The organism is Microlunatus endophyticus (assembly GCF_014646195.1).
In the GTDB taxonomy this organism is placed as follows: Bacteria; Actinomycetota; Actinomycetes; order Propionibacteriales; family Propionibacteriaceae; genus Microlunatus; species Microlunatus endophyticus.
Genome location: NZ_BMMZ01000001.1, coordinates 318,146 through 343,785 on the forward strand (window position 1 = coordinate 318,146; position 25,640 = coordinate 343,785).

General features: G+C 68.8%; 29 protein-coding genes, 1 other RNA gene and 1 pseudogene. 5 read left to right on the forward strand and 26 right to left on the reverse strand.

What is annotated here, in order from left to right:
• Positions 1 to 12 precede the first annotated feature (12 nt).
• A complete protein-coding gene (locus tag IEY07_RS01630; RefSeq protein ID WP_188893427.1) occupies positions 13 to 384 on the reverse strand; it encodes an FKBP-type peptidyl-prolyl cis-trans isomerase in 372 nt (123 codons plus the stop codon).
• 93 nt (positions 385 to 477) lie between these two features.
• On the opposite strand from IEY07_RS01630, the gene IEY07_RS01635 reads away from it, so the two are divergent.
• A complete protein-coding gene (locus tag IEY07_RS01635) occupies positions 478 to 1,143 on the forward strand; it encodes a DUF1707 and DUF4870 domain-containing protein (protein ID WP_188893428.1) in 666 nt (221 codons plus the stop codon).
• Between the two features lie 155 nt (positions 1,144 to 1,298).
• Positions 1,299 to 1,670, forward strand: a transfer-messenger RNA (tmRNA) gene (gene ssrA, locus IEY07_RS01640).
• Positions 1,671 to 2,286: 616 nt separating this feature from the next.
• On the opposite strand, the pseudogene IEY07_RS24620 reads toward ssrA, so the two are convergent.
• The 7 genes and pseudogenes from IEY07_RS24620 to IEY07_RS01680 all read right to left on the reverse strand — a co-directional run.
• A pseudogene (locus tag IEY07_RS24620) lies at positions 2,287 to 3,327 on the reverse strand (recombinase family protein); the annotation flags it as partial.
• A gap of 225 nt (positions 3,328 to 3,552) precedes the next feature.
• Positions 3,553 to 3,744 (reverse strand): hypothetical protein, encoded by a 192-nt coding sequence (locus IEY07_RS01655; RefSeq protein WP_188893429.1) that lies wholly within the window; start codon positions 3,742 to 3,744, stop codon positions 3,553 to 3,555.
• Complete coding sequence (locus IEY07_RS01660) at positions 3,741 to 4,361, reverse strand: hypothetical protein (RefSeq protein ID WP_229669601.1); 621 nt, start codon at positions 4,359 to 4,361, stop codon at positions 3,741 to 3,743. Before IEY07_RS01660 ends, IEY07_RS01655 begins: the two co-directional genes overlap by 4 nt.
• A 5-nt stretch (positions 4,362 to 4,366) precedes the next feature.
• Entirely contained in the window at positions 4,367 to 4,831 is a 465-nt protein-coding gene (locus tag IEY07_RS01665) for a single-stranded DNA-binding protein (RefSeq protein WP_188893430.1), read from the reverse strand.
• Positions 4,832 to 4,927: 96 nt separating this feature from the next.
• Complete coding sequence (locus IEY07_RS01670) at positions 4,928 to 6,703, reverse strand: type IV secretory system conjugative DNA transfer family protein (protein ID WP_229669602.1); 1,776 nt, start codon at positions 6,701 to 6,703, stop codon at positions 4,928 to 4,930.
• Positions 6,691 to 7,308 (reverse strand): hypothetical protein, encoded by a 618-nt coding sequence (locus tag IEY07_RS01675; protein ID WP_188893431.1) that lies wholly within the window; start codon positions 7,306 to 7,308, stop codon positions 6,691 to 6,693. Before IEY07_RS01675 ends, IEY07_RS01670 begins: the two co-directional genes overlap by 13 nt.
• A gap of 120 nt (positions 7,309 to 7,428) precedes the next feature.
• The gene (locus tag IEY07_RS01680) at positions 7,429 to 8,910 is read right to left on the reverse strand and encodes a putative type IV secretion/conjugal transfer ATPase (protein WP_188893432.1); all 1,482 of its coding nucleotides are present in this window, start codon (positions 8,908 to 8,910) and stop codon (positions 7,429 to 7,431) included.
• Between the two features lie 240 nt (positions 8,911 to 9,150).
• On the opposite strand from IEY07_RS01680, the gene IEY07_RS01685 reads away from it, so the two are divergent.
• Together IEY07_RS01685 and IEY07_RS01690 are read left to right on the forward strand one after the other, a co-directional pair.
• Entirely contained in the window at positions 9,151 to 9,639 is a 489-nt protein-coding gene (locus IEY07_RS01685; RefSeq protein WP_188893433.1) for a TIR domain-containing protein, read from the forward strand.
• On the forward strand, positions 9,603 to 10,496 hold the full coding sequence (locus tag IEY07_RS01690; protein ID WP_188893434.1) for an HIT family protein: 894 nt from the start codon (positions 9,603 to 9,605) through the stop codon (positions 10,494 to 10,496). The genes IEY07_RS01685 and IEY07_RS01690 overlap by 37 nt, the downstream gene beginning before the upstream one ends.
• A 7-nt stretch (positions 10,497 to 10,503) precedes the next feature.
• Here the strand turns inward: IEY07_RS01690 and IEY07_RS01695 are convergent, their stop codons facing one another.
• The 7 genes from IEY07_RS01695 to IEY07_RS01725 form a co-directional block, all read right to left on the reverse strand.
• On the reverse strand, positions 10,504 to 11,961 hold the full coding sequence (locus tag IEY07_RS01695; protein WP_188893435.1) for an SCO6880 family protein: 1,458 nt from the start codon (positions 11,959 to 11,961) through the stop codon (positions 10,504 to 10,506).
• The gene (locus IEY07_RS01700) at positions 11,961 to 13,499 is read right to left on the reverse strand and encodes a conjugal transfer protein TrbL (protein WP_229669603.1); all 1,539 of its coding nucleotides are present in this window, start codon (positions 13,497 to 13,499) and stop codon (positions 11,961 to 11,963) included. The genes IEY07_RS01695 and IEY07_RS01700 overlap by 1 nt, the downstream gene beginning before the upstream one ends.
• A gap of 1 nt (position 13,500) precedes the next feature.
• Positions 13,501 to 13,842, reverse strand: a complete 342-nt coding sequence (locus tag IEY07_RS01705) for a DUF6112 family protein (protein WP_229669604.1) — start codon at positions 13,840 to 13,842, stop codon at positions 13,501 to 13,503.
• Between the two features lie 133 nt (positions 13,843 to 13,975).
• Positions 13,976 to 14,296, reverse strand: coding sequence for a DUF6112 family protein (locus IEY07_RS01710; protein ID WP_229669605.1), 321 nt, complete (start codon positions 14,294 to 14,296; stop codon positions 13,976 to 13,978).
• A 21-nt stretch (positions 14,297 to 14,317) separates the two neighbouring features.
• Complete coding sequence (locus IEY07_RS01715) at positions 14,318 to 14,506, reverse strand: NlpC/P60 family protein (protein ID WP_188893436.1); 189 nt, start codon at positions 14,504 to 14,506, stop codon at positions 14,318 to 14,320.
• A gap of 145 nt (positions 14,507 to 14,651) precedes the next feature.
• A complete protein-coding gene (locus IEY07_RS01720) occupies positions 14,652 to 14,990 on the reverse strand; it encodes a DUF1801 domain-containing protein (RefSeq protein WP_188893437.1) in 339 nt (112 codons plus the stop codon).
• Between the two features lie 84 nt (positions 14,991 to 15,074).
• Positions 15,075 to 15,542, reverse strand: coding sequence for an iron chaperone (locus tag IEY07_RS01725; RefSeq protein ID WP_188893438.1), 468 nt, complete (start codon positions 15,540 to 15,542; stop codon positions 15,075 to 15,077).
• A gap of 89 nt (positions 15,543 to 15,631) precedes the next feature.
• Between IEY07_RS01725 and IEY07_RS01730 the strand changes: the two genes are divergently transcribed.
• Complete coding sequence (locus tag IEY07_RS01730) at positions 15,632 to 16,150, forward strand: MarR family winged helix-turn-helix transcriptional regulator (protein ID WP_188893439.1); 519 nt, start codon at positions 15,632 to 15,634, stop codon at positions 16,148 to 16,150.
• 107 nt (positions 16,151 to 16,257) lie between these two features.
• Here the strand turns inward: IEY07_RS01730 and IEY07_RS01735 are convergent, their stop codons facing one another.
• From IEY07_RS01735 to IEY07_RS01785, 11 genes are all read right to left on the reverse strand, one after another.
• Entirely contained in the window at positions 16,258 to 17,412 is a 1,155-nt protein-coding gene (locus IEY07_RS01735) for a C40 family peptidase (RefSeq protein ID WP_229669672.1), read from the reverse strand.
• Between the two features lie 15 nt (positions 17,413 to 17,427).
• Positions 17,428 to 18,093: a hypothetical protein gene (locus tag IEY07_RS01740; RefSeq protein WP_188893441.1), complete on the reverse strand. Its 666-nt coding sequence runs from the start codon at positions 18,091 to 18,093 to the stop codon at positions 17,428 to 17,430.
• A 129-nt stretch (positions 18,094 to 18,222) separates the two neighbouring features.
• The gene (locus tag IEY07_RS01745; RefSeq protein WP_188893442.1) at positions 18,223 to 19,290 is read right to left on the reverse strand and encodes a ParB N-terminal domain-containing protein; all 1,068 of its coding nucleotides are present in this window, start codon (positions 19,288 to 19,290) and stop codon (positions 18,223 to 18,225) included.
• Positions 19,283 to 20,149, reverse strand: coding sequence for a serine/arginine repetitive matrix protein 2 (locus tag IEY07_RS01750; RefSeq protein WP_188893443.1), 867 nt, complete (start codon positions 20,147 to 20,149; stop codon positions 19,283 to 19,285). Before IEY07_RS01750 ends, IEY07_RS01745 begins: the two co-directional genes overlap by 8 nt.
• 147 nt (positions 20,150 to 20,296) lie before the next feature.
• A complete protein-coding gene (locus IEY07_RS01755; protein ID WP_188893444.1) occupies positions 20,297 to 20,659 on the reverse strand; it encodes a hypothetical protein in 363 nt (120 codons plus the stop codon).
• Complete coding sequence (locus IEY07_RS01760) at positions 20,656 to 21,390, reverse strand: DUF2637 domain-containing protein (protein ID WP_188893445.1); 735 nt, start codon at positions 21,388 to 21,390, stop codon at positions 20,656 to 20,658. The genes IEY07_RS01755 and IEY07_RS01760 overlap by 4 nt, the downstream gene beginning before the upstream one ends.
• Positions 21,387 to 22,259, reverse strand: coding sequence for a bifunctional DNA primase/polymerase (locus IEY07_RS01765; protein WP_188893446.1), 873 nt, complete (start codon positions 22,257 to 22,259; stop codon positions 21,387 to 21,389). The genes IEY07_RS01760 and IEY07_RS01765 overlap by 4 nt, the downstream gene beginning before the upstream one ends.
• Positions 22,260 to 22,270: 11 nt before the next feature.
• Positions 22,271 to 23,398, reverse strand: a complete 1,128-nt coding sequence (locus tag IEY07_RS01770) for an ArdC-like ssDNA-binding domain-containing protein (RefSeq protein ID WP_188893447.1) — start codon at positions 23,396 to 23,398, stop codon at positions 22,271 to 22,273.
• A gap of 297 nt (positions 23,399 to 23,695) precedes the next feature.
• Positions 23,696 to 23,995 carry a helix-turn-helix domain-containing protein gene (locus IEY07_RS01775; protein WP_188893448.1) on the reverse strand — a complete coding sequence of 100 codons (300 nt, stop codon included), beginning with the start codon at positions 23,993 to 23,995 and terminating at the stop codon, positions 23,696 to 23,698.
• 178 nt (positions 23,996 to 24,173) lie between these two features.
• On the reverse strand, positions 24,174 to 24,893 hold the full coding sequence (locus tag IEY07_RS01780; protein WP_188893449.1) for an SRPBCC family protein: 720 nt from the start codon (positions 24,891 to 24,893) through the stop codon (positions 24,174 to 24,176).
• Between the two features lie 4 nt (positions 24,894 to 24,897).
• The gene (locus tag IEY07_RS01785; RefSeq protein WP_188893450.1) at positions 24,898 to 25,488 is read right to left on the reverse strand and encodes a winged helix-turn-helix domain-containing protein; all 591 of its coding nucleotides are present in this window, start codon (positions 25,486 to 25,488) and stop codon (positions 24,898 to 24,900) included.
• Positions 25,489 to 25,640: the final 152 nt, after the last annotated feature.

Sequence of the window (25,640 nt, forward strand, 5' to 3'; positions counted from 1 at the left end):
TAGGTCGTCAGTTCAGCGGACGCCGAGCAGGTCGACGACGAAGATCAACGTCTCGCCCGGCTTGATGGCGCCACCGGCCCCGCGATCGCCGTAGCCCAGGTGCGGCGGGATCACCAGCTGACGCCGGCCCCCCACCTTCATCCCGGCTACGCCCTGATCCCAGCCCTGGATCACGTAACCCGCGCCGAGCGGGAAATCCAGCGGTGCGCCACGGTTGTAGCTGGCGTCGAACTCGTCGCCGGTGCTGAAGGCGACGCCGACATAGTGCACTGAGACGGTGTTACCCGGCTTGGCCTCCTCGCCGTCGCCGACGGTGATGTCGGTGATCTGGAGCTCGGTGGGCGGCTCGCCGCCCGGGAAATCAACTTCTGGTTTCTCGCTCATGGCCCTAACCGTATCCGGATCCGCCCCGGTCTCCGGGTCCGATTGGGGTCGAGCCCGATACCGAAGCCGGGTCCGCGCGAGCACGCTGGAAGCATGCAAGCCAGCTACGAGCATCCGAGTCTCCGCATCCCTGTCACCGCGGAGCAGCGCGACCGTGCCGCCGACTACCTCAAGGCGGCCTACGCGGAAGGGCGGATCAGCGAGGCCGAGTTCGATCGCAGGATCGGACTGGTGCTCGGCGCCGCCACCCGCAAGGATCTCAACGACGCCTTCTACGGCCTGGTCGAGCCGTCCGCCCAGGCGACCGGTGCTCCCTACGCCGCACCCTTCGGCAACACGGCGGGAGGGTACGGCGACCCCGGCCCCTTCCGGTCGTACGGATCCAGCCTCTCGCAGGCGGCGCAGAACTTCCCGGCCTTGCAGCAGGGGAGCGCGGGTGGCGCACTGGCACACTTCAGCGGCCTCTTCACCTCGGTCCTGGGACCGGGCATCGGCTACGCCGCTTCCCGGCCCGGAAGCGTTGCTCGCAAGGAATCGGCGAAGGCGTTCAACTTCCAGCTGATCGCTCTGATCGCGCTCGTCGTGGGCGGCGCGCTGCAGGGCATCAGCCACTCCGGCCTGGTCGGTTTCCTCGTCGGTCTCGGCTGGGTGGCGTGGGCGGTGCTGACCATCGTCGGCGGGGTCAAGGCCGCCCACGGGGAGAACTGGACCAATCCCGTCACCAAGGCGGTCAAGCTGCACGTCCTGCCGGAGAAGTAGCGGCCCGACCCGTACGCGCGGTCCGTACGCGCCCGGGAATCAAACCGGGTGCGTACGGGTTACGTCTGCGGCTACACTGGACAGCTGGACAACTCAATAGCGACAAGCGAATACACACGACAAGCGAATACACAACTGAACAGCTTCACGATCACGGGGGTGATCGGTTTCGACTTGGGACGGTAGTTCCAGGAGAAGCGGGCCGAGGATCCAAGGTCAACTCGTAAACGACCCTTGGAAACAAATAAGTGCCAACTCTAAGCGCACGAACTTCGCTCTCGCTGCCTGAGCAGTGATCGAAGGGTCAGCCCGGGGTCGTCTCCGACCCGGAATCTGGCCTCGTCAGGAGACTTACCCGCTCGAGCTGAGTCTCGGGGCTGAGCGGGGACATCAACTGAGGCTGGGCCTGGCTACGACCGTGCTGGTGCAAGCGTAGGGGCCGAGTAGACCGACATACACCAGCTGCGCCCGGAGAAGACCTGGTTCGCTGCTCGAGGACGCGGGTTCGATTCCCGCCACCTCCACTCCACGCGTCTTACTCGAACCCTCGACATCATGGTTGAGGGTTCGAGTAGGACGCTTGCTCGCGTTCTGGCGCTGGTCGGCCCAGGCGAGCGCCTGGTGTTGGGTGTCGCGGTCGAGCAGCAGCCCGAACGATCGGGTCGGCTCGGTGCGGATCGTGTCGTCGGCGTCGAGGTAGATGCGGGTAAAGAACGCCTGGTTCGCCATCCGCCGGGTCGTGTCTGAGCCGCAGGCGTAGACGGTCTGGCAGTCCCCGGCCAGCGCTAGGCATTCTTGGAGGTGGGTGCGGGCTTCTTCGTAGGTGCTGTCGAGCGCGTCGAGGCGGGCGGTTACGAGGTCGAGCTGGCGGGCGAGGCGGTCTTGCTCCTCTTTGAGCAGGTCCAGGGGCAAGGCTCCGGCGTAGTGGGCTTGGAGGCTCGCCCGGCGCTGGTCTTGGATGCGATCTTTCTCGACGGTGAGCTGGTGGCGTTCGGTCTCGCTGGAGGCGTGCAGCGCCGCGAACTCCTCATCGAGCATCCCGAGCATGGCGTGGCGCACATCCGGGGGTATCTGGATCGTCTTGTAGTGGTCGGCGACCAGTTGCTCCACCTTGTCCACGAGGATCGCCGGGCGGGTGCAGTGCGTCCGCTTGCTGTGCCTCCCGGCGCAGACGAAGTAGGGGTAGATGTTCCCGCTGGCGCTGCGCGCGTTGGAGATCATCAGCCGGGAGCCGCACGCGCCGCAGTAGACGGTGCCCTTGAGGTAGTGGTCGTGGCGGCGGCGTCGGTCCCCGGCGCTGTTGTGGGCGGAGAGGACGGTTTGGACGCGGTACCAGACCTCGATCGGCACGATCGGCGTGTGCGCTCCGGCGTAGGTCACGCCCTTGTAGGTCACGTCGCCCTTGTAGTAGGGGTTGGTCAGCATCCGATGCACCGATGAGAACGCCAGCGGCTTGGCCGGGTGCCGCGGCGTCGGGACGGTGGTCAGCCCGCGGGCGATCAGCTCCTCATAGATTTGGGCGGTCGTCCAGTTCCCGGTCGCGTAGGCGCAGAACGCCCAGGTGACGTGCTCGGAGCGGTCGGGATCGACCTCGATGGTGCGAATGTCACGGCCCAGCTCGTCACGCTTGCGGACGTTCAAATAGCCGATCGGGGCTTTGGTCGGGGTGCCGCCCGCCGCTGCCTTCTGGACCAAGCCCTTGGTGACCTCGGTGGCCAGGTTCAGGGAGTAGAACTCGGCGATCGAGGACATGATCCCGTGGACCAACATGCCGGAGGGGGTCTCGTCGATGTTCTCCGTGGCCGAGACGAGCATCACCCCGGCCTGGCGTAGCTCGTAGTGGATCATCGCGTCATCGAGCCGGTTGCGGGCGAGCCGGTCGATCTTGTGGACGATGCAGTACGCGACCGGGTGCTCCTTCACATACGCGAGGAGGCGTTGGAGGGCGGGCCGGTCGGTGGTGGTGCCCGACTCGCCGGGCTCGATGAACTCCTCCACGATCGCCGCGCCCAAGCTCTCGGCCTTGCGCTGGTTCGCCTCCCGCTGCGCGGGTAGCGAGAACCCTTCGTCACGGCCGCCGCGTTGGGCCTGTTCCTTGGTGGAGACCCGCAGGTAGGAGACGGCCAGTGCGCCGTCCTCGGCCACTGCTTGACCGTCAGGACCGGGGGTGGATCGTTTCGGCATCGGATGTTCCTCTCGTCGGTTGCTCTGGTGAGCTGACCGGGCCGGAACTTCCGATGAGGCGGGGTAGTCAGTCCTGAAAAGATGGCCCCGACGAGAGGGCAAGCACACCACCCGAGGGGTGTGCCGAAGAGATGTGCTCTGCTACCACACCAGCCAGGCCAGCGTGACCCCTTGAGGATACCTCTGCCGCCCGACCGACCAGCGGCACGAGCGGCAGGGGCGCGGTCAGGACGCGCGATCGTCCCCCTCGGTCGCGGCGTCGGCCTGCGGGTGCTGGGTGTCGGCGCGCTCCAAGGCCATCTGGATGAACAGCCGGGCCAGCAACCTTGGGTCGAGCGGGTCGCGGCGGATCGCGCGAATCCGCCAGCTCGGCTCCGGCCGACCGGCCGACCTGTGGCGCGACTTGGTGGCCGTCATGGCCGGTCCTCGGCCTCTGCCTCGGCGCGGCGTAGGAACTCTGCCTCGGCCTGCGCGCGGCGGTTCACGTCGGCGATCACGAACGCGACGAAATCCTCATCGCGGTTGACGATCCCGGTCTCCGCCGCCGGGGGGTTGACTTGCTCGCCGGGCCAGATCGTCTGCCGCGTCGGCCGGTCCCGGTCCAGGCGCGTGCCGGACAGCGCGACCCACTCGCGTAGGCGGTTTTGGGCGGCGTGGAAGTCGGCGAGCCATCCGATCGGGGCGGAGGCGTGCTGGGCGGGGTCGTAGGCGCCGAGCCAGTGCAGGTGCAGCGCCGACAGCTCCCACACCAGCTCGGGATGCCGATGCCAAGCGGGCGGGATGATCGAGGCGGGCAGCCCGAACTCGTGGCGCAGCCAATCGACCCACTCGTTGAGGGCCAGCCACTCGTACTCGGCGTCCTCAGCCGTGAGGGCGCGCCAGTTGACCGGATGCGGCACATCAGTCTCGGTAGCGTCGTCCGCGGTCTCGGCGGTGATCTCGTCCGGCTCCGGCTCAGACTCCAGGCCGCTGTCGGGGTCGGCGGCCCAGTCGTAAGGCCGGTTGCCAGGCTGCTCGGAGGTCTGGTCGCTCATGGCGATCAGCGCCCCAGACCGTCATGCTCGACCCCGGCCTGCTCCGGGGCAGGACGGGCGGCGCTACGGCTGGCGGAGTCGCGCTCGGCCGCCGGTGCCTCCCGCTCGGCGCGGGGGCGGCGATCGACGGTGTAGGTGGTGAGGTTCGGGTCATGGCCGAGGCGCTTGGCGACGAACTGCTCATCGGTGCGCTCCTGCCCATCGACCACATGGCGGTAGTCCTGCACGTAGCCCTGGGCGATGAACTTGTCGCCCTTGATGAACCTGTCGGCGGACAGCTCGGCGCCTTTGCCGAACTGCACGAGGTCGTGGAAGCTGGGCTCCAGCTCGGTGAAGGTGCCATCTTCCTCGCGGTGGTAGTGGTTCTGTCCGATGCGCGCGTAGAAGCGTGCCTGCCCGTCGTCGTTGAACGTCAGTCGCGGGTCGCTGGCGATGAACCCCTTGATCGACGGTTCGGTCTTGATCGCCACGATGTACCTCCCAGGCTCGGGTCACGAATCGAGCACCGGGGATCGGTGCTCCACCCGGCAGGTGCGCGACCGCTCCCCACCTACGCGGCTGGCGGGTCAGGCGGCGGCGCGTAGCGTCTGCTCGATCTGGCGGCGCTGCGCGGTGAGCTGGTCGGCGTCTTTGCGGCCGGTCCACGGGCGTAGGTCGGTCACGATCGGCGGCGCGGCGCGCAACAGGATCGTGCCGAGCCCGAACGGCATCGTCCGCAGCGCGTCCGGCGGCAGGATCGGCACGCGGCGGATCGACCGTTGATGCGACCGGCCACCCGTCGCGTCGGTCGTGGTGGAGTCGGTGGTCTCGTCGCGCTCGCCGATCAGGGTGGAGAGGTCTTGCAGGTCGCGGCTGTTGGACTCCCCGCCCAAGATGATCTTGACGATCGCGGTGTCAGAGATCGCGGCGGCCTGGTTCTCGCCCCACTTCTGCCTGGCCTGCGCCATCGACTGAAGCACCGTGAGGGTCGTGATCCCCGTCCCGCCGCCATCGGACATCAGAGTCGGGAGGGACGGGAGTGGCGCGAGGCTGGCGATCTCATCCAACGCGAGCAGCAGCGGCGGGTCGAGGCGGGCGCCGGGTGAGCGGGCGGCGTGACGGCGCGCGGTCTCCGTCAAGTCCTCGATGAACGCCGACACCAACGCCGCCGATGCACCGGCCCCGGCGCCGGTCGCGAGTAGGTAGAGGGTGCCGTGCTCGGCCAGGAAGGTGTCGGGGTTGAAGCCTTCACCCTCCCGCGGGGTCACGGCATCGAGCACGCGCGGGTCGGCGAGGGCGTTGAACGCGAGGCCGACGCCCTGCCAGATCGAGTCACGAGTACGCGGGTCGGAGTCGATCATCGACCCCAGCGAGTCCGCCCAGCCCTCCGCCGCCCGACCATCGGACTGGAGCACATGGACGGCATCCGTGGCGGCGGTCGGGTTCAGCGCCCACTGATACAACGTCCGCGCGTCGCGGCCGTCCAGGGCGGCGGCGTGGAGCAAGGCTTGGATGGCGGCGGCGGTCTTGCCTTCCCAGAACCCGCCGCCCTCCACCCCGCCACCACCGAGGCCGGTACCGGCGGCGAGGCCGGTGGCGCGGATCATCGCCGTCAACGGGTCCTCACACCCCCGCACCGGAGACCACCGCAACCCAGCAGGCAGACCAGGCGCGAGATGTTGGGGGTCGAACACGGCGACCGGCCCGACCTTCTGCCGGGCCGTCAACGTGACGGTGAGGTTGTCGGGACGGGTTGAGGTCGTCAGCACCGCGCCGGGCGCGTCGAGGATCGCGTTGATGACGACATGCAGGCCCTTGCCGGAGCGGGGAGGGCCGATCAACAGCATCGAATCCTCAACGCTGGCCCACACTTGCTGTCCTTTCGCGTGGCCGAGCAGGTACCCGATCTCAGAAGGTGCCGGGTGATGCAGCGAGGGCCGCAGCGTCGCGGCCCGATGACGCAAGGCCCGGCCGGAGGCGAGCTTGCGGACCTGCGCCGTGGTGGCGAGTCCGGCGCGGCGTCGTGGATCGTCACGGCTGTCGCCGTGCGAGCGGACGAGGCGCACCGTCAGCCAGGCGATCAGCGCGACCGCCACCAGCATGGCGGCGACAACAGCCCAATACGCGACAGGGCTCAGCCCCGGTGCCCCCAGGGCAGATGCGGGCCGGGTCGGGTGAGCAAGTACCGCGAGCCCCGCTCCGATGTTCCTGGCCGGTTGGTGGGTGCCGGTGATCCAGGCGGCGACAGTGCCCGCCGCGCGCATTAGGGCGGCGAGCACGCCGAGCGCGGCGATCAGCCCGAGCCCGAGGTTGAGGGCAGTGTCGTTGCCCGACCTGGCCGTTTGGCCGGTCACCGTCTCCACCACCGGAGGGTCGAGCGGAACGGGTGGGTTGGGAGGCTGCCGCGGACGATCGTTCCCGACGCCGCCCCCAGCAAGACCACTTCGGCCGTCTGCCGTGGTGGCTTCGGTGAGTCGGCGAGGGATGCTGCGCCGTGTTCGTCGGCATGAATGCTCGTGGCAATGACGGCGACCAGCACCGTCTCTACCGGCAAGAACCCCTCGCCCCGCAACAGTGGCCCCGCATCCGACTCGTTGCTTTGATGCTCGGTGTCGGGCCTGGGTTGCGGGGGATGGGGTTGGAGGATGTCGGCGTACCGCGACCCGTCCGGCTCACGGACCTCGACACGGACAGGGCCGCCGATCTGCTCGGCGATGCCCGCCAGCACGGCGCCCAGCTCGCCACGGCCGACCGGCCCGTCCGGGCTGTCGATCGCGTCGTGGTGGCCGATGTGCTCGACCACGATCCGGGCGTCGCCGGTGTCATCGACGGTGACAACCGCCCGCGGCAACACCACCGGCACCGCCGCCGCCGACGAGTCGCCGGGATGGGTGTCGGGCGCGTCGTGGCGGGCGCGCACCGGCCCGCCGTCACCGCCACCGCCACCGGGTTGTTCTGCTTGTCCCACGCCCGGTAGGTGCGTGGGACCGTCCACCTGCCGGGTAGCGCGCAGGCAGGCTGCGAGACCGGCCACTGGCCGCGAACGTCACTGATGCCCCGCCGAACCCGTCAGAAATCGTGGGGACTTCTAGGCGTTACCGCGCATCCTGGCCGTGGTGTCGAAGGTCGCCAGCTCGGCCGGGTGGAGCTGGTGCTGGACGACGAAGGAGCGGTCTTTGATCCGCCACAGCCCTTGCCCGGTCCCGAGTTGGGGGAGCATCTTCTGCTCGGTGCCGGTCAGGTTCAGCATGGCCGAGGTCGCGCCGAGCTGGTCGGACTCTTGGCGGTAGATGATCCGCGTCTCCGCGTTCGCGAGCAGGGATGAGGCGAGGGCGTGGGCGGCGGTGCCCTGGTCGCCCACGTTGTCGAGGTCGGTGAGCTTGTGGAAGATCAGCATGTTCGCGATCCCGAGATAGCGAGCCAGGCGCCAGTGCGCGTCCATCCTTCGCAGCAGCGCGGGGTGTTGCATGAGCTGCCACGCCTCGTCATAGACCACCCACCGCTGCCCACCTTGGGGGTCGAGCAGCGCGGACTCCATCCACGCCGACGCGCAGGTCATCAGCACGGAGATCAGGGCGTTGTTCTCCGCCACCCGCGACAGGTCCAGGCTCACCATCGGCAAGTCGGGGTCGAACGCGACCGTCGAGGGGCCGTCGAAGATGCCCGCCAGGTCCCCGGCAACGAGACGGCGCAGCGCGTGGCCGACGATCCGGCCGTCCTCCGCCAACCTGGCGTCCTCGCCCGCCTGCGGGTTGAGGATGCGATCGACGACCATCGGCAGGATCGGCGTCTCCGAGCTGGTGACCGCCCTGTTGAGGGCGATGTCTACGGCGGTGTGCTCGACCGGCGACAACGGCCGCCCCAGCACGGTTTCGGTCAGCGCGCCGATGAGGTCACGTCGGCGGGCGGTGACCATCGCTTCCCACTCAACATCGCTGACGCCGGAGGGGCGCCGTCCGGCGTCCAAGGGGTTGAGCCGGTTGGAGAGGCCGTGGCCGAGGACGATCGCTTGCCCGCCGACTGCTTTGGCGACGGGGGTGTGCTCGCCCTTGGGGTCGCCCGGCACGTAGACGCGGCGGCCGAACGGGATCGAGCGGGTGTAGAGCGCCTTCGCCAGCGCGGACTTCCCGGCGCCGACGATCCCGGCGAGGACGACGTTGGGGGCGGTGATGATCCCGCGTTGGTAGAGAACCCAGGGGTCAAAGACGAACGACCCGCCGGAGTAGAGGTCCTGGCCGACGAACACGCCCTCACCGCCCAGGCCACCCTCCGCGAGGAAGGGATATGCCCCGGCGAGCGTGGCGGAGGTGTCTTGGTGGGCGGGGAGCCGGAATCGCCGCCACGCCCGCAACGTTGCGGGTCCCGGCTCCCCACTGCGCGGCAGGTACGTCGTCGCTGCCCGCTCGGCTTTTTCGGCTTCGGCCAGGGCGTGGGCGGCTGCTCTGCGTTGCTCGGCGTCGGTCGCGTAGGCGTGAGCGGCGGCGCGGCGTGCCGCTCTCTTGTCGCGGCGGTGCTGGCCGGAGCGGCCGACCAGCACCGTCGAATACAACTTCTTCTCGCGTGAGGCCATGCGGCCAGCTCCCTTCGCGGCAGAACAGGTGTCTGCCGGTCAGGTGCGTTCCGAGAGTCGCTCCGCTCGACGGGTTGCCAAGTACAAACTCCTACGAGCCGAAACGTCGGGTGCCACCCAGGCACCTGGCGCTTCCCGCACCCTCACCGCGCCCTGTAGCTCGCCTCCAATTTGGCCGGGCTCGCAGTTAGAGTCAGGAGCACACTGGGTCGGCGTCACCGAGACAACGGGGGGATCAGCATGGCGAAGTCCGTCTACTACAGCTTTCACTACGAACGCGACGTTCATCGCGTACAGCTCGTTCGCAACATCAACGCGCTTGAAGGTCAGCCGATTCTGAACTCTCAGGAGTGGGAGAGGGTGCGTAGGGGCGGCGACGCGGCGATCAAGAAGTGGATTCACGATGAGATGGCCTACAAGAAGGCCGTCATCGTTCTGATAGGTCGGCAGACGGCGAGTCGTCCGTGGGTCATCTACGAGATCGAGAAGGCTTGGGCAGACAAGAAGCCCCTGCTCGGGATTCGCATTCACGGACTGTCTTCCTTGGGAACCGTCGATACGGCCGGCGCTGACCCGTTTGCCAAGGCCGCGGGTGTGGGTCGTGTACCGATCTTCGATCCCACCACCCAAGATTGGTCCGGCAAGATCGACAGCAAAGCGACCTACAACAAGCTGCTTGCCAACCTTGAGTCTTGGTCGAGCCAAGGAGCGACGAAACCGTCGTGGTGAGCGCGGCAGCTTGCCCGTTTTGCGCGATCGTCACGGGAGACGATGCCGACGCCAGGGTTGTCTACCGCGGCCAACAGGTCACCGTCTTCTTTCCTCTGGAACCGGCGACGCGCGGGCATACGCTGGTAGTGCCGAACCGGCACGTGGCGGATTTGACCGATCTCACCGCCGCGGAGAGTCGTGATCTTGGGGAAGCGGTCCACCGCACGGCCCGCGCTGTCCGCGCAGCTCTATCACCCGAAGGACTGAACGTGATCCAGTCCACCGGAGCGGTTGCGACCCAATCCGTTCCGCATGTCCACTTCCACGTGGTTCCGCGATGGTCTGACGATCGGATGACCCTTCGCTGGCCCGCGGAGGCGGCCGAGGACGGTCCAGCCCAGGACCGAACCCTCAGCGCAATCCAGGCAGTCTTGCCCGCCGAGGCAGGCGTGGTCTCAACCGAGGACCGCCGACAACATCTGTCCTTCATCCAGGCTGTCATCACTCGTATGTCGCAAGCTTCGTCGTCATCGAAGTCCTGGCTGCTTCCGATCGTGACTCTCACCTTCGGATACGCGATCACCCACAAGTCGATCGTGGTGGCACTGCTCGGCTGTCTCGCAGTTCTGGTCTTTGGGGTGCTCGATGCGAACTACCTCAAGCAAGAGCGTGCCTTCCGCAAGCTCTACGACGAGGTCGCAGCCGGCCACGCCGTCCCGCCGTTTTCCATGAACCCGGCCCTGGCCTCACCGGCCGGTACGAAGGTGAACTACTGGCCTGACTGGCCAGACGTGCGCTCATGGGCAGTCGCCCCGGTGTACGGTCCTCTGCTGCTCGCTGGCGTAGGCATCATCGTCTGGCTCATCTGTCGCTAGCTCCGGGCTAGAGGCCGCGGCACAGCGGCAGCGCCGCCGCGGTGAACGCTTGGGCTTGCTGGCCGACCAGCCGGCGGGTCTCACATGACGCTTGGATCGCGGCCTGCTCGACAGCGGCGACCGCGGCGTCCAGCTCGTCGGTCGTCGGGGCCGAGATGGCGATGAGGCCGATGTAGCGCAGCACGCCGTGCCCGGCGATCAGGTCGGCCTCTTGCTGGAGCACGTCGCGGTACTCGGCGGTCTGCTCGGCGTCCTCGATCTGCCCGATCTTCGCCCGTTGGGTCGCGTCGGAGAGGTACCCGGTCTTTTTCTTGCGGATGTCGCGGGCCGCTTGGTCGGCGCGTACCGGATCGCACAGCAGCGTGAACGCGCGCCGCACCCCCGACGACAACAGGATCGGCGCGAGGAAGCCGGGATACACCTGCGAGCGGGGCCACTCCGACACCCACAGCACGGCGTGATAGGCGGAGTCCGACCGCAGCCGGTCCCAGGTTTCCTCGACCGCCACCGGCCCGGCGGTGGCGAGATCGCGGCCCAGCTCGCTGCGCTCCAACGTCGCCGCGACGGCCGGGTCATACGCCGAGCGCAGCAGGACGGCGAGCTGGCCGGGCGTGTACCACTCGCCGGGCGTCAGGTCAGCGGCCCGCAGCGCGGTGGTCAGCGTGCGCATCTCGGCGCGCAGGACGGCGGCGGCGCCGCGCATCCCGTGACCGGCCGAGCGAATCGCCCTCGCCGCCGCCTTCATATCCAGCGACAACGAGAGGGTGGTGACGTGCCGTTCGGCGGTCGGCCCTGCCCGCTCGATCAACTCCCGGTAGGTCTCAGCCACCCAGGACCCGTCATCGGACCCGTGCGTGGCCCACCACTGCTCCAGACCCGTGCCCGAGTCGGGCACGGTGCGCTCCAGCACTTGCAGGCGCGCGATCCGCCCCGAGCGGCACACCGTCGAGAGAGCACGTCCCCAAGCCGTGACGCGGCGGTACTGCTCGCCAGGATCGAGCAGGATGAAGCTCGGATGCGTGACCTCCACCAACGCGGTCAACGTGGCGCGGTGCGGGTCGTGAACCATGACGGTCCCGGTCTCCGGGTCCTCATACTGGCGCAGCGCCGCGGTGTCACCGGGTAGCGCGAGGGTTCCGGCCGGGCGGGGTTTGGTGACCCGCCAGCGATACACCGTCTGCCCCAGCGCCGCCCGGAGCCCCCAATGCCCGGCCAGCGGTATCCATTCGATCAGCTTGTGCCCGCCGACCGGAACCCACACCAACAGCGCGCACACCCCGATCATCGGGAACACGAACAACAATCCCTTGCCCCCAGCGGTGTAGAGCGCGCCGATGATCGCAATGGCGCCGATGCCGAGGACGATCACCTGCGCCAACGACAGACCCAGTAACAGGCCGCGGCGGGCGAGGCGGGAGAACTTCACCGGCGAAAGCTCACGACCCGAATCCTCATGCTCGGCCATCACGAACCTCCCTCAGACGGAGCGGGTGGCTCGGCTGGGGACGGTGGGGATGGCGGCGCGGCCGACGGCGACGCAGGTGGAGTCGTCGTCGCGGCTGGCGGTGGGGTCGGACCCTCGCCCGCGGCGGGCGGCGCAGGTGCCGGGCTCGGCGCTGGCGGCGCGGCTGGCTCGGACCCGGCTGGGCTGGCCTGTGCGGGCGGGACCGGGACGGGCGTGGACCGGCCCGGACTGTCAGGCTCGCCGGAGGCCGGGGACTGTCCGGCCGCTTCCTGGCCCGCGTCGGCGTGGCCCTCGGCGGCGCTCGCGACCGCCTTTCCGGTCGCCGGTCCGGCCTTCGCCGCCGCGGTGACCGCCTGTGCGCCCGCGACGACGGCCATGCCCTCCGGCCCGGCCGCGGCGCCCTCGGCGCCCGCCTTTGAGCCCTGACCCGCCGACGCTTTGCCGGTGCCGCCGCCTCCGGTCGGGGTACCGGCGCCTCCACCGCCGGGCGAGGGCGGGCCACCACTATCGCCGCCGCCTCCCTTGTCACCGCCGCCGCTACCGCCACCGTCGCTGCCGCCCGAGTCGCCGCCGCCGAGCACCTTTCGGGCGCCCGCCAGGCTGGGCATCGACGGGACAGGGATCGGCCGGTTCATCGCCCCCTTCGCCTCGCTCTCGGCGCTCATGGCGTGGTAGAGGTCGAAGCCGACGAAGCTGATGAACTTGTAGGCCATGTACGGCGCGAACGCCGCCACGAACATCAAGACGATCCCGGCGACCGGGTTCGCTATCGAGGACAGTCCGAGGTTCAGGGGCGCGTTCATCTGGTTGATCGCGACGAGGAAGATCACGACCACGACCAGCTTGGAGACGATCAACGCGACGACGAAGCTGGCCCACTTGGTGAACCAGCCCCGGGCGTGGTCCCACGACTGGCCCGACAACGCGACCGGCGCCAGGACGACGGCGACGAGCAGGAGCGCCTTGCGGATCAGCAGGCTGAACCAGACGATCGCGGCGCCGGTGATCGCCAGGCAGCCGAGGAAGATGATGATGACCGCCCCCGCACCGGGAGCGGAGAGGGTGATCGCGGTGAGCCCTCCGGCGAGGGCGGCGATCTTGCCGCCCATCTCATCCAGGGTGGTGCCGGTGGCCTGGATGATCCCGACGCACAGCTCGTCAACGATCGTGAGCGCCAGCCCGGTGAGGGTGACGACGAGGAACGACCCGAGGACCGACTTCGCCAACCCGATCCCGGCCCGGTGCAGCGCTCCGGGATCACGGGCGACCAGGCCGGTGATGAGCTGCAAGAAGAAGAACAGCAGCATCAGGAAGATCGCGACGCCAAAGAGAACGTCGTAGACCTTCAGGTAGTTGGGGTCGGTGACATCGACCAGCGTGGTCGAGTCAAAGAGCTGCCAGACGCCCTTGAACATCCACTCCGCGGCGTTGCCGACCCCTTGCGCGATCCAGTCAAACGGGGCCGAGACGACCGTCGCGGCGGCCTTGCCCGCGACATGGCAGACGGTCGAGATGACCGGGACAGAGCAGACACCCATCTCAGATGCCCTGGCCGACGTTCCAGAAGAAATTGATGAACGCCACCGCGCCCCCGGTGACGATCGCAGCGCCACACGCGATCAACACCCCCGCCTTACCTCTGGTCGCCAGATGCGGATTGGCCGAGTGCGAACCGAAGGCCCACACCACCGCGGCCACGATCAACGCCAGCACGGACAGGATCAGGCCAACAGTCATGACCGCCCCGACGATCTTCTGCAAGGCACTGATGCCGGGCAGGCCGTTGGAGTTCGGGTTGATGTTGATATCGGCCAACACCAGACCGGACCGGCCGAGCACACCGCTCAGGCCGGTCGTGACAGGAGAAAGAACAGAGATCATCGGGCGGGCTCCCTCGCACTTGCACGGACCCGCACACCACCGACAACAGCCGGTGCGAAACGGCGGGATTCACCCCGCAGGTGCGCCCGCCCCGCCACCGCTCCGCTCGGCCCTCGCAGGACCGACGAAGCGGTCAGAGGGTCGGGCCTACCCCGAGCAGGAAGTTGATCCAGGCGATCCCGCCACCATCCAGAGCGGCGGCGCCGATCGCGACCAACAGGCCGGTGCGGGCCTTGGTCGCGGTCTGGTAGTTGCCGTGCGCCGAGGCGACCGCCCACGTCGCTGCGCAGACGACCATCATCAGCACGGCGACGATCAGCACGATCGTCATCAACGCGCCGATCACCGTCTTGAGCTGCCCGGCACCACCGACACCGTTGAAGTTCGGGTAGACGCCCGCGGCCAGCAGCGTGTGCGGAGCGATGAGAGTGACCACGCCCGTCAGGTGCGCCACCCCACCACCCCGAAGGGCCGCTTATCTTGGTTCGGTGATGCTGCGCACGCTCGCGGTCTGGCCGGGGAACTCCGAGAGGGTGCCGTAGCGGACGTTCCCGCCGGTCTGCGGAGCCTCCAGGATGCGGTCACCGCCGAGGTAGATCACGACATGATGCGGCACTGTTTCGCCGGGATACGTGTAAAAGATGATGTCCCCGTGGGCGAGCAAACGTCACAGCGTCTTTCGTTTGCTTGTCAGACCGAGCTTAACGATTGGGTATGCCGGAGTTGCTGTGTCAGATGGGGCGGATTTCAGACTCGGGCGCGGGCGGAGGGGTCGGGCTCCCATGCGGGAATCTGCGCTGAGTCGGATATCACGCCGCTGCTTTCTTGACGAGCGTTCGGATCTCGGCTTCTGCGGCGTCGTCGAGTGAGGTGAGGGTCCATGCGACGGGGTGCATGCTAGCCCCCTCTGACTGAGTCGGATTCACAGCCTCGCCGAAGCCGAACGCGATGAAGTCCTTGTCGGGCTTGATGTAGCAGATGTCCTTGCCGTCCTTCTGGTAAAAGGGCAGTCCCCAGCGCACGATGGGTTCCAACGACGGCGCGCTTTCTCGGATGATGGCGTGCAGTCGTTTCCCGATCTCGCGGTACTGAGCCGGTGCGCCGTCGAGCTTGCCCAGGACTGCCGCGTCGCCCTTCTTCGTGAACATGTGTTCAGTCCTCCTTCGAGTTCGTCGTTCGGATGATCGTCGTCTGGCTCATCGGCGTCGCGCACGTCATCAGGCGGTGAGCATTCAGCTGATGGCTATCTTCACCAGTGCGGTGATCTTCTTCTCCTCGGCCGAGGTCAACTTTTTGAGGGCGAAGTAGGTCGGGAACATGTCGCCGTCGTCGAGGTTCGCGTTGGGGCTGAACCCGATCGTCGCGTACCTTGCCTTGAACTTCGCTGCGCTTTGGAAGAAGCAGATGACCTTGCCGTCCTTGGCATACGCCGGCATCCCGTACCAGGTTCTCGCGGTGAGCGACGGCGCGGCCGCCTTGACGATCGCATGGATTCGTTCGGCCATCGAGCGATCGGCCTCGGGCATCTCGGCGATCTTGGCGAGCACGGCGCGCTCCCCGTCCTCACCACTGGCCTGCGCCTTGCGCTCGGCGGCCAGCTCCTTCATCGCGGCGCGCTCCTCAGGCGTCAGCGCGGCGGCGGACTTGCTCGTCGTGGTGGTGCGCTTGCTGCGCTTGGGTGTGTCGCTGTCTTGACTCATCCGATCCCTCTGGGTGCTGTCTTAGCTTCTCGGCGGACGCTTCGCAGGCCGCACGCTGATGCTCGCAAGAATAATGGTAGCCGTCCATCATGGTGGACGTCCAGGGAATCTGGGACACTGAGGCCATGACAGGAGAGGTCTCACCGGACATCGAGGTAGCTGAATTTGCTGGCCAGCTGTTCTTCCGGCTCTGGCGGGCCGCGCATACACGCACCGCGCAAGCGCTGGACTCGATCGGTCTCACGACTACTACCTTCGCGGTGCTTAACGTGCTCGGTGCTCGGGGAGGCACGATCCAGCAGCAACTCAGCACCGACATGGGAATCGACCCGAGCGCGATGGTCAAGCTGATCAATCAACTCGAGGAAGCCGGGCTGGCCCAGCGGCGGCGACGCCCCAACGACCGCCGCGCCTGGGAAGTCAGCATCACGCGCCAAGGCCAGGACACTTTGCGCCAAGCCAAGCAAATGGCCTCAGACGTCGAAGACGACATCCTCGGCGGCCTGACCACCGCCGACCGCCGCCGGCTCCTCGCGCTCCTACGCCGAGCGCTCGCCTCGGCACCTCCCCAACCCCTATGGCGCGCAGACGAGGCGGACCAGGACTGAACCGACCTCTATCCATCCCGAGTCCAGGGCCCGGAGCCGCCCCCACCCGTAGCCGGTACCCAGCTACAGCGTCGCCACCGATGACCGTGGCTGACAGACAATGCCGCTTACGGTTCGGTGATCCGCCGGACCGTGGCAGTCTGACCGGGAAACTCCGAGAGGATGCCGTACCCGACGTTCTGCCCGGTCTCCGGGGCTTGGAGAATCTTGTCGCCGCCGAGGTAGATCACTACGTGGTGCGGGACGGTTTCGCCGGGATAGGTGTAGAAGATGATGTCACCCGGCTGCTTGTCCGCCCAGGTGACGGACTGAGTTTCGCTGATCTGATCGCCCGTGTAGTGCAGCAACCGGACCTTGCCGCCGGAGGCTTGGTAGGCGGCGTACATGACCAGGCCGGAGCAGTCGAAGCCGGGGCCGCGGCCGTCCGATCCGATCCCGGAGGGGCCGGTGTAGGTGCCGCCGCCCCATACGTAGGGCAGGCCGATCTCTTTCTCGGCGGCGGCGATGAACGCTCCAGCGAACCCCGGCGGCAGGTTCCCCGTCGTGGTGGGGCCGGTGAGGCATTGGCTGCCGGTGAGGGTCACGCCGGTCAGGGTGCTGGCGATCTTCTCCGCGACTGGCTGGTAGTTGGCGTAGCGGTCGGGGTACTGCGAGACCTCGACGGCCTGCGCGGCGGCACCGAGGGAGAGGTTCTGCCAGTTCGGCACGTCCAAGAGCCCGGCCGGGCTGCCGTGGTTGGGGCCGTCCGGTCCGCCGTAGAACGCGCGGCTGGACCACACCGGGTCCATCAGGTTCGCCACGCTGCCCCAGCCGGTCGAGGGCCGCATCTGGAACAGCCCGAGGCTGTCGTGATCGGAGCCGTCGCCGTCGTTGGGATAGTTGACCGACTGCGGGACGGCGGTGGGGTTGGCGAGCACGCGCAGGGTGGACTCGGTGAGCGCGGCCATCAGCGCGATCACCTGGCCGTTGGCGGGGATGTTCTCGCTGTTGCCGACCGCGATGATCGTCGCCGCCCGCTCCAGTTGCGTGTGATCCAACGTCACCGTTTCCCCGTCTGCGGTCGTGGCCGCGAGGCTCTGCGGGACGGTGCCACTGACCGGCAGCGACGGATCGGACAACCCGCCCGCGTCCGTGCCGGTGGTGGCGCAGGTCGCGGCGTCGGTCATCGCGGGGGCGAACAGCACCGCCAGCGCCGACAGGCCGATGCCGGGACCGAGGAACACCAGGCCGACGACCAGGCCGATCAGCACCTTGCGGACCATCACCGGCCTACCCGACTAACCGAGAGGATCGTTGAGCTGCGAGAGGCGCAGGGTGTGGCAGTCCGGCCACGACGGGCTGCACGCCTCAAAGATCGTGAACGACACCGGATCGGTCGTCGAGGCCGGTTGCCCGTACCAGACGCCGGTGCGGTGCAGCGTCCCGGTGATCGTGATAGCGGTCGTCCCCGCCCGGAGCTGTCCGCGCGCCTGCGCGAGTGCTTCGGGCCACAGCGACGGGACCTTTGCGCTCGTGATCGTCAGGTGCTCGATGACCTTCATCGTCGCGAGCTGCGTCCACTCCGCCGTCGTCGGCTCGTAGCTGGCGACATCCCCGATCAGCCCGGCGATTTCCTCGCCGGACGGGTCGGCGTCGGCGAGCACCGGGGCGGAGTAGTCCGACGGCGCGTACCCGGTGGTCGTGGACCAGTCGAACAACGCCCCCGCGACCGCCCTCGCATACGTCACCGGGTTGTCGGTCTTGGGCAACATCGCCGGGGCAGGCCCGGCCACCGTGCCGCCCGATCCACCTGAGCTGCCGGTGCCGGTCGAGCCCTGCGTGCCGGTCTCGGTCGAAGCGGGCCGGGAGGTCGCGGTGTGGCCGGGGCCGCGCACGAGCCCGTAGACGCCGACACCGATCGTCGCCAGCACGACGACACCGACGACGGCGAGCATGACGATCACGCGACCAGGCAGACGAGGGAGACGCGGCGGTCGAGGTAGACGAACAGTGGGCACGGCTTGCTCCCAGCACGAGAAAGGGGACGGGTCGCCGTTCAGGTGCGCGCCCCGCCCCCGGTTCGCGTGATCAGCTCAGAAGCAGGCGGCGGATGGCGGCCGATCGGCTAACGGCCCGGCTGTCGGGTCGTGGTGGCGGGCGTCGCCGATGGCGCGGATGAACTCGATGCTGCCGTCCAGACAGGCGCACAACCGTTGCCACTGCTCATCGGACAGCCCGGCGGCGATCTCGCCAGAGTCGTAGTAGCGCCACCATCCATCCATCTCATCGACGGTCGCCAGGAACGCCCGCAGCCCGTATCGCTTGACCGCCACCAGCCGCAGCCCGTCAGCACCGTCAGGGTTGGTGGCGCGGGCGATGGCCGCCTGCGCGGCCTTGACCAGCTCCGCCGCAGGCCGACCGCGATCGAGCGTGCCCAACTCGTCAGCGGCGCGCGCCCGGACTGTCTCCGGCTGAGCGGGATCATCTGCCAGCCGGGCCAGCGCTTCGGTGCTGGCGGTGGCCTGGACGGTCAGGTAGTGGCCGTAGACCTTCCTGTCCGCGTCCATCTCGGCCAGCTCACGACGGGCGACCTCGCGCACGGGCTCAGGCGTGGCCGGGTCGTCGGCAAGGTGTTGGACCTCGATCACCCGGTCCAGCGACTTGGACGAGTCCTGGCCGGTGATCGCCCGCGCCGCCTGGCGCCTTGCCTTACCCGCGTTCCGGTCCAGACTTGCCTGCTCTGACGGTGGTGGAAACTTTCCACCACCGTCAGACCGGAATCTGGATGCTTGCTGGCGGCGGGCCGCGTCAGCCGCGTACAGAGCCTTCAGCTCGGTGTAGAGGGCGGCGGCCTCGGTCGGCGTCAGGGACTTGCGGATCGTGTTCTCGTGCTGCTCGGCCAAGACCTCCGCCAGCCGGGTCGAGACCGTCGAGGTGATCCACACTTTGACCCGCTCCCACCCCAACTGCTTGACGGCGGCGAGGCGGCGCGCGCCGCACACGAGAACACCGTCAGGGGTGATCGTGATCGGTTGCAAAAGCCCGAGCTTGGCGATCGAGTCGCACAGCTCGTCTAGGTCCCCGAGGTCGTGGCGGAAGCGGTGCCCGACCCGGATCGAGGCGACCGTGCGGTCCAGCTCCACACCACCGCCGCTACTCATCGCCGTCATCCCCCAGGCCGACGCCGCCGCTGGTCGCGGAGCGGGGGCGGCAGGCCAGGATCGCGCGCACCAGCCGGTTGTCGTCCAGCAGGTCACGCACGGTCTCGCCCAAAAGCAGCCGCGCCAAGACACCTTTGCGGGTCGGGCGTCCCGGTTGCGGCCGGGAGCCGAGCAGCACCCGCAGCAGCCCGGCCCACGCGATCCGGTCGAGGTCGAGCTGCGCGCGAAACGCGGAGTCACGCCGCAACGCCTCATAGGCGGCTGGGATGCTGCCCGCGTCCGTCAGCCGACCGGCGACGTATTCCACCACCGCCCCGGTCATCGTGTCCGGCCAGCCCAGCAGCTCCAGCAGCCCGGTGGCGTCCGCGATCACCGGCTCAACCTCAGCGTCGGCGCCGCGGTTGGGGCCGAGGGTGGAGAACGGCAGGGTGTCGGTCAGCTCACCGGCCCGCACCGGAGCGTCCATCTCGGCGTGCTGGGTGCGGCGGGCTTTCTCGGTTGAGGTCAGGTGCCGCTCGGCGTGGTTCTCGGCCGAGAGGCTGACCTGCACCGCCCGAGTGACCACCGCCCACGGGTCGGCGGCGTGGCGCACCCCGTCGTGGCGCATCGCCATGAACGCCGCCGACGCGGCCTCGCCGGGGTCGCGATGCCAACTGCGCGCCAGCGGGGCGTACCTGTCGATCGTGAAGGCCAACAGGGCGGTCGCGTCGGGGTCAGTGCGCCACGCTTGCGGCCCGGCGGCGTGGAGTCGGTCAAGGAGCGCACGCAGTCCCGCCGGGCTGGCGAACGCCAGCCCGGAATCCGCGTCCGGCGCGGTGGCCGACGCGGGAACCTGGCGGGAAAACTCGTGGGCGGGCATGGCAACCAACAGGTGCGCACCCCGCGCCACCGCAGCCGCCCAAGAACACCGCCATCTCGCCCGAAAGGCGTCAGGTCATCAGCAGCATCCCCAAGGCGGACCGCTCATGGGACGGCACGGCAGCACGGGTGCGCACGCGGCGGAGGGTCAACGGCCGACCATCGACCGCTCGACCGTCACCGGCCCGGACTCGCCCTGGCGGCCGAACGCCGACAGCGGCGCCAATCGCGCCCGGACGCTCGCGCGCACCTGACGGTGGGCGGCGACATGCGCCGCCACCGCCCCGGCGGAAGCTCTCGCTGCCATGCGCGCCGCCAGGTCGGTCGGGCGCACCCACTGCACCGTCACACCGTGCCCACGACCTCCAGCCGACTGCCAATCGCGGCCGGTCGCTTGCCTGGACGGATCGTGGACGGCCAACAGCTCACGCGGGGACTCGGCCCCGCCGGGCCGTTCGTCGTGGTGATCGTTGCTGTGACCGGCGCGTGGCCGGTCGTCGTCTGTGCTCATTGTGGTCTCCTTTGCTCAGATGTCTCGTGCTCTGTGCCGCCCGGTAGTCCCAGCGGCGCCCGCCCGGCCGTGAGCGCTCCTGGCGGGTGGGGTTTGAGCCAGCGGCCGACCGTGGAGGGATGCACCCCCAGCCGCGCCGCGATCTCCCGGTTGCTCATCGACGTGTCCGCCCGTAGCCGCAACGCCTCACCGATCCGGCCACTCTCATCAACCCGGCTCGCGGCCGTCGTCGGCCGCACCGAACGCTGCGTGGTTCGGCCAGACGCGCCAGCCGCCGCGCTCGGACGCCGGGGTGGGCGGCGGGTCAGCTCGACCGTCAAGTGCGTGATCGCGACCAGCACCACCGGCGGGACCGCGGCAACGAGTGCCGCGAGGACCGATGGGACCTTGGCGTCGGCGGTGACGATCGCGTGGCTGGCGTTCGCCAGCACCGACACCGCCGCCCCCGCCGACAGCAGCAGCCACGGGTAGCGGACCGCGTGGCGGTCCTGGCCGCTGCCGCTGATCGCGACGACCGAGACGGTGGCGACGACGATCACGCCGTCCACGATCAGCGGCCACATCCACGCCCTGTCAGCCGGAATCCCACAGGAACGGGCCAGCGCCGAGAGGGACGTGAACGACAGCCAGAACGCGCCCAGCGCGATGAACACCGTGCCCGCCACCGCGACCCCGAGCACCAGCCGACCCGACCCTCCCGGACCGCCCGCCGCCGTGGTCGCAGAGGTCATCGGCCCAGCCCTTCCGATGCGATGCTCGCGGTCGGCACGTCGCTCCGGCGGGTGGTGGTGCGGTAGGCGGACGCCACGGTGGCGTCGATCTCGCGCTCACCCAACCCCGTCCGTTCCGCCGCCGATCCGAGCACCTGGCGGGCTTCGTCTTGGGGGACCCCGGCCTCGGCCTGGCGGCACGCGGCCCAAAACAGCGCGCGGTTCCGGTTCCCCTCCGTCCGTTCCGCCAGCCACGCCCCCAACCGCTCCGACCCACCGGCCAGACCAACCCCCGGCCGCAGGTGCGGGCGGGGGCGGGGACGGGGCGGGTCCAACAGGCGACGCAGCTCCCCGGCCTCGACGGTCTGCGGGTCGTGGCCGGTGGCGATCAGCCGGTACCCCCGCTCGCCGTGCTCGTCGGTGATCCGCGAGGGCGGGGCGATCACGTAGCCGCCAGTCCCGCGGAAGTCCACATGCTGCTTCGGCAGCGCCCACGGCCGCTGCTCGCGGTCGGGATCGACAGGGAAGTAGAGATGCACCCCGCCAGACGGGGACCGGACCAGCACCGTCCAGCCGTCCACAAGCCCGGCCTGGCGTGCCCGGCGTAGCGCGGGGAATCCTGACCCGCCCGGATGCACGTCGATGTCGAGCACGTCGAACCCGCCCGACTGGCCGGTCGCCAGGCCGATGTTCGCCTCCGGCCATCGTCGCCACCACCCGGCGACCCGCGCCGGATCGAAGGTCGCGTCGCTGAGCCCGTGACGGGTCAAGGGCCGCTTCTCGCCCGGTACGCACGGGAACACCGCCAGGCCCGCCCTCGCATACGCCACAGCGGCGTCGGGGAGTGACAGTCCGCCTGCCGCGGCCACGGCATCGACCGGCGTGCTCATGGCGGGCGCGCTCACCATCCCACCACCGCCGCAGGCTCCCGAACCTCTACCGGCCCCGCCGCCGGGCGGGCGGTGACCGGCGCGGCGCGCTTCGCGCCCGACCGCTCCCGCGGCCGCTCCGCGCTGGTTGCGCGGTCGAGGCCGGGCGGGTCACCGTCCCCGACCGGCGCCTCCGGCAGCTCGTCGAGGATCGCCAGCGACGTCATCCGTGCCCGCTCACCCGTGGCGCGAATGACCTCCATAGGGGAGCTGCCAGTGACCTGCGAGGACCATCCGGCGACGTAGGGGATCGTGTAGTCGGTCGAGTCGAGCCCGAAGCTCGCGCACACCATCAGCGCGACCGACTCGGCCTCGACCTCCCCGATCCCTCTGTGCAACCCGTCCGGGCGACGATCCTCATGCCCCAACTCGATGTGCGCCAGCTCGTGCGCCAACGTCTTGACCCTGGCCGCGTCATCCATGTCCGCCCGGACCTGCACCGTGCGCGCACCGAAGTCCGTCACGCCGTTCGCCCCGTCCAGCGCCGCCGCATCCGGCGCATCCGGCGCATCCGCCAGCGTGAATCCGCGCTCGCGCACCTGGGCGGCAAGACCCTCCCACAATCCCGCGGGAGCCTCACCGGCCAGAAGCACCGGGCGGGGGCGCTCCGGGACCGGCTCGCCGCTGGTTTGGCTCACGTCCCACACGTAGGCGGGCTTGACGCCGACCATCTTGGAGCGCACGACCTCGCCCGGCCGCGCCTTCTCACCACGATCCAGCCGCCGCCACGACTCCGCATCCGCCGGGTTCGTCGTCGCGAACCGAGCCGTGACCGGCGCGTAGATCATGTAGCCCGTCTGGCCCTTGGTGACCTGCCGCCCCAAGGTTCTCCACTGCTTGAACCCCGCGACATACGACGGGAACGGCTCGCTCACCCGTCCCTGCTCGTAGGCGTCCTGATGCTGAGCGAAGATCAGCAACGTGTTCGCGAACGACCGCGACCGAAATCTGGTCGCAAACCGGATCGCCGCCGCCCAATCCTCACCCGACACCAACCGGCCCACCGCGCCCTCCAGACGGCCCGACAGCTCCGTCAGCTTCGCTTCGCGAGCCTCCCGAATCTCATCCGCCGTCTTGGCTGTCGTCCTGCGTGGCGCCATCGCCATCCTCCTGACCCGCACGAACCGCCGACCGGCGGCGTGTCGTAGGCCAGGTACGCAAGACGAGCCCGGTCACCACTCTCCGTCCACTCCAAACAACTCGGCAGGCTCACCACCAGCCATAGCACCCGACCCCGGCACAGCCGGGACACCAACAGCACGATGCGACCGGCCCATATCGGTTCGCGCCGTCCACTAATCCCCACCCCGTCTCCGCCAGTTCGCCTGCCCACGGCCGACCTGGCAGGTCCCACGCCATACGCTTATGGCAGACGCCGCGCAGCAGCGTTTATGTGGTCAGGCGATGCGTGGCGGCGTGGCGTGCTGGCGGCGGTACTCGGTTGGCGAGACGCCGTAGGCGGCGTGGAAACACTGGCTGGCGTGAAACTGGTTCTTCCAGCCAACCGAGCGAGCAGTCTCGGCGATCGACAGGTCCGTGGAGACCAGCAGCCGCGCCATCCGCTCGACCCGCATCTGACGTAGGAATGCCATCGGGCTCGTCCCCACCGTGGCGTCGAATGACCGTACAAGCTGGGAGCGGGACAGGTGGACTTGCTCGGCCAGGGTGTCGAGCGTCCACGGCTCGGCCAGGCGCAAGCGCAAGGCATTGACAGCAACAACGACATGGCCTCGGACAACGCCGTGCTGAGTTGAGATGCAAGGGCGTTGTGCGGGCGTTCGACGCGGAGGGTCAGGCGACCTGCCGTGGGCGGTTCGTGCTTGCTGCATGTCGCCTGATCCTTTGTTCAAGTTGCCCGTTGGCATGTCACCCGGATCATCTGGATGCGGACGCGGCGCTCTGCTCTCGCTGGTCGAGGGCGGCGGAGAGCCATGACCGCCATGATTCGGTGCGCCGCTGCGGGTCGGTGGGTGTGCCGTAGTGGTGGTCGCTCACGGCGATCGGTAGGCCGATGGCGGAACGCTCGTGGAAGCGGATCAGGTCATCGGGGGTGCGCAGCCCGATGAAGTGCTCGGTCAGGTAGTCCACTTCGCCGACGAGCTGCGCTGCGCCGGGTAGGTCGATCGTCAATTGATCGCCGAGACGGATCGGCCCTAGCCGTTGGCGCAGCTTGTCCCATCCGCCGACCGCGGGAGCCTCGGCCTCCACGTAGGATGCCGGGCGCCCGGCGAAGTGCCGCAGGTATTGGGCGAGCGTGAACAGGTACATGTCCCAGCCGCCGCTGGTCGCGCCCTCGTACTCGTCGCTCCAGTCGTCGCCGAGGATGCCGCTGTGGACGAACCGCAGCACGCTCGTCCCGCCGTCTCGGCCTTCGATCAGGTACTCAAAGGCGTGCGTCGTGCCATCTTCGGCCTCCGGGGTACGGATCGTCAGTTTGCGCGGCGGGTCCCACGCGATGACATCCGGGCTGTTCGGGTCGATCTCCATCGGCCGAAACCACGCGGTGATCCCTGGCCCGGTCGCGATCGCCTGCCAGACTTCCTCTGGTGAGGCCGGTAGCTCTATCTCCTTGCGTAGCTCGAACTTACGCGCCATATCGTCACTCCTTGTCTTGGTTCATCGAGGGATGCAAGGCCACGACCAGCCGGTGACTGCGGCCCTTGGCGGCTCCTTCGTCGTGGTACTTCGCCACCAAGTCGGCGACCGCCTCAGAAAGCTCCTGCGCGAACGCGGCCCGTTGTGCAGCGCTCGCGAATCGGACCTCCCCGTCGATCGCGAAGGTCGCTACTCGCTTGCCTGACGTAGCCCCGGCTTCGATCAGCGCACCCACGTCCTGCACGAGCCGAGAAGCCACGGCCAGTAGCCACCGGGTCGAAAGCCGGTCCGGCGAACGGGACGGGTCAGGCGCCACCGGACCGCAGGCCGACGGCGAGATCACGTAGGCGCTCGCGGTTGCGCGCATCACGCGCTCGGTCATGTTGCCTTTGCGGCGTTCCTCGACCAGCTCGATGAGACCGTGCTTCTCCAGTCCACGCAGGTAGTAGTTGACTTTCTGCCTGCTCAGCCCCAGCTTGGACGCGAGCACCGACGCCGATGCGGGCTCCACCAGTTCGTGCAGCAGCCGCGCCCGCACCGGCTCCAGCGTTGCCGCCGCCACGGACGGCTTCTCGATCACCGCGACCTCCAACATGCGCTCAGCCTGTCACCGACAGGATTATTTGTCAAGAACAGAGTAGTTGTCGGTAAAAGGCGCTGACGACAAGCGCGACAGCCGCAGGCCGCCAGCCAGACGACGAGCTGGACCGCCGCTCCCGAGCCCTACTCAGAGCGCCGCTGACATCC

What these genes read in the sequence shown, in the direction of transcription:
- IEY07_RS01765 (WP_188893446.1), bottom strand. Translation starts at nt 22,259, where the DNA reads ATGAGCACGCCGGTCGATGCCGTGGCCGCGGCAGGCGGACTGTCACTC.
- IEY07_RS01635 (WP_188893428.1), top strand. Translation starts at nt 478, where the DNA reads ATGCAAGCCAGCTACGAGCATCCGAGTCTCCGCATCCCTGTCACCGCG.
- IEY07_RS01720 (WP_188893437.1), bottom strand. Translation starts at nt 14,990, where the DNA reads ATGTTCACGAAGAAGGGCGACGCGGCAGTCCTGGGCAAGCTCGACGGC.
- IEY07_RS01705 (WP_229669604.1), bottom strand. Translation starts at nt 13,842, where the DNA reads ATGATCTCTGTTCTTTCTCCTGTCACGACCGGCCTGAGCGGTGTGCTC.
- IEY07_RS01660 (WP_229669601.1), bottom strand. Translation starts at nt 4,361, where the DNA reads ATGAGCGACCAGACCTCCGAGCAGCCTGGCAACCGGCCTTACGACTGG.
- IEY07_RS01630 (WP_188893427.1), bottom strand. Translation starts at nt 384, where the DNA reads ATGAGCGAGAAACCAGAAGTTGATTTCCCGGGCGGCGAGCCGCCCACC.
- IEY07_RS01730 (WP_188893439.1), top strand. Translation starts at nt 15,632, where the DNA reads ATGGTGGACGTCCAGGGAATCTGGGACACTGAGGCCATGACAGGAGAG.
- IEY07_RS01725 (WP_188893438.1), bottom strand. Translation starts at nt 15,542, where the DNA reads ATGAGTCAAGACAGCGACACACCCAAGCGCAGCAAGCGCACCACCACG.
- IEY07_RS01780 (WP_188893449.1), bottom strand. Translation starts at nt 24,893, where the DNA reads ATGGCGCGTAAGTTCGAGCTACGCAAGGAGATAGAGCTACCGGCCTCA.
- IEY07_RS01735 (WP_229669672.1), bottom strand. Translation starts at nt 17,412, where the DNA reads ATGGTCCGCAAGGTGCTGATCGGCCTGGTCGTCGGCCTGGTGTTCCTC.
- IEY07_RS01785 (WP_188893450.1), bottom strand. Translation starts at nt 25,488, where the DNA reads ATGTTGGAGGTCGCGGTGATCGAGAAGCCGTCCGTGGCGGCGGCAACG.
- IEY07_RS01680 (WP_188893432.1), bottom strand. Translation starts at nt 8,910, where the DNA reads ATGGCCTCACGCGAGAAGAAGTTGTATTCGACGGTGCTGGTCGGCCGC.
- IEY07_RS01700 (WP_229669603.1), bottom strand. Translation starts at nt 13,499, where the DNA reads ATGGGTGTCTGCTCTGTCCCGGTCATCTCGACCGTCTGCCATGTCGCG.
- IEY07_RS01760 (WP_188893445.1), bottom strand. Translation starts at nt 21,390, where the DNA reads ATGACCTCTGCGACCACGGCGGCGGGCGGTCCGGGAGGGTCGGGTCGG.
- IEY07_RS01695 (WP_188893435.1), bottom strand. Translation starts at nt 11,961, where the DNA reads ATGGCCGAGCATGAGGATTCGGGTCGTGAGCTTTCGCCGGTGAAGTTC.
- IEY07_RS01655 (WP_188893429.1), bottom strand. Translation starts at nt 3,744, where the DNA reads ATGACGGCCACCAAGTCGCGCCACAGGTCGGCCGGTCGGCCGGAGCCG.
- IEY07_RS01750 (WP_188893443.1), bottom strand. Translation starts at nt 20,149, where the DNA reads ATGCCCGCCCACGAGTTTTCCCGCCAGGTTCCCGCGTCGGCCACCGCG.
- IEY07_RS01755 (WP_188893444.1), bottom strand. Translation starts at nt 20,659, where the DNA reads ATGAGCACAGACGACGACCGGCCACGCGCCGGTCACAGCAACGATCAC.
- IEY07_RS01770 (WP_188893447.1), bottom strand. Translation starts at nt 23,398, where the DNA reads ATGGCGCCACGCAGGACGACAGCCAAGACGGCGGATGAGATTCGGGAG.
- IEY07_RS01685 (WP_188893433.1), top strand. Translation starts at nt 9,151, where the DNA reads ATGGCGAAGTCCGTCTACTACAGCTTTCACTACGAACGCGACGTTCAT.
- IEY07_RS01745 (WP_188893442.1), bottom strand. Translation starts at nt 19,290, where the DNA reads ATGAGTAGCGGCGGTGGTGTGGAGCTGGACCGCACGGTCGCCTCGATC.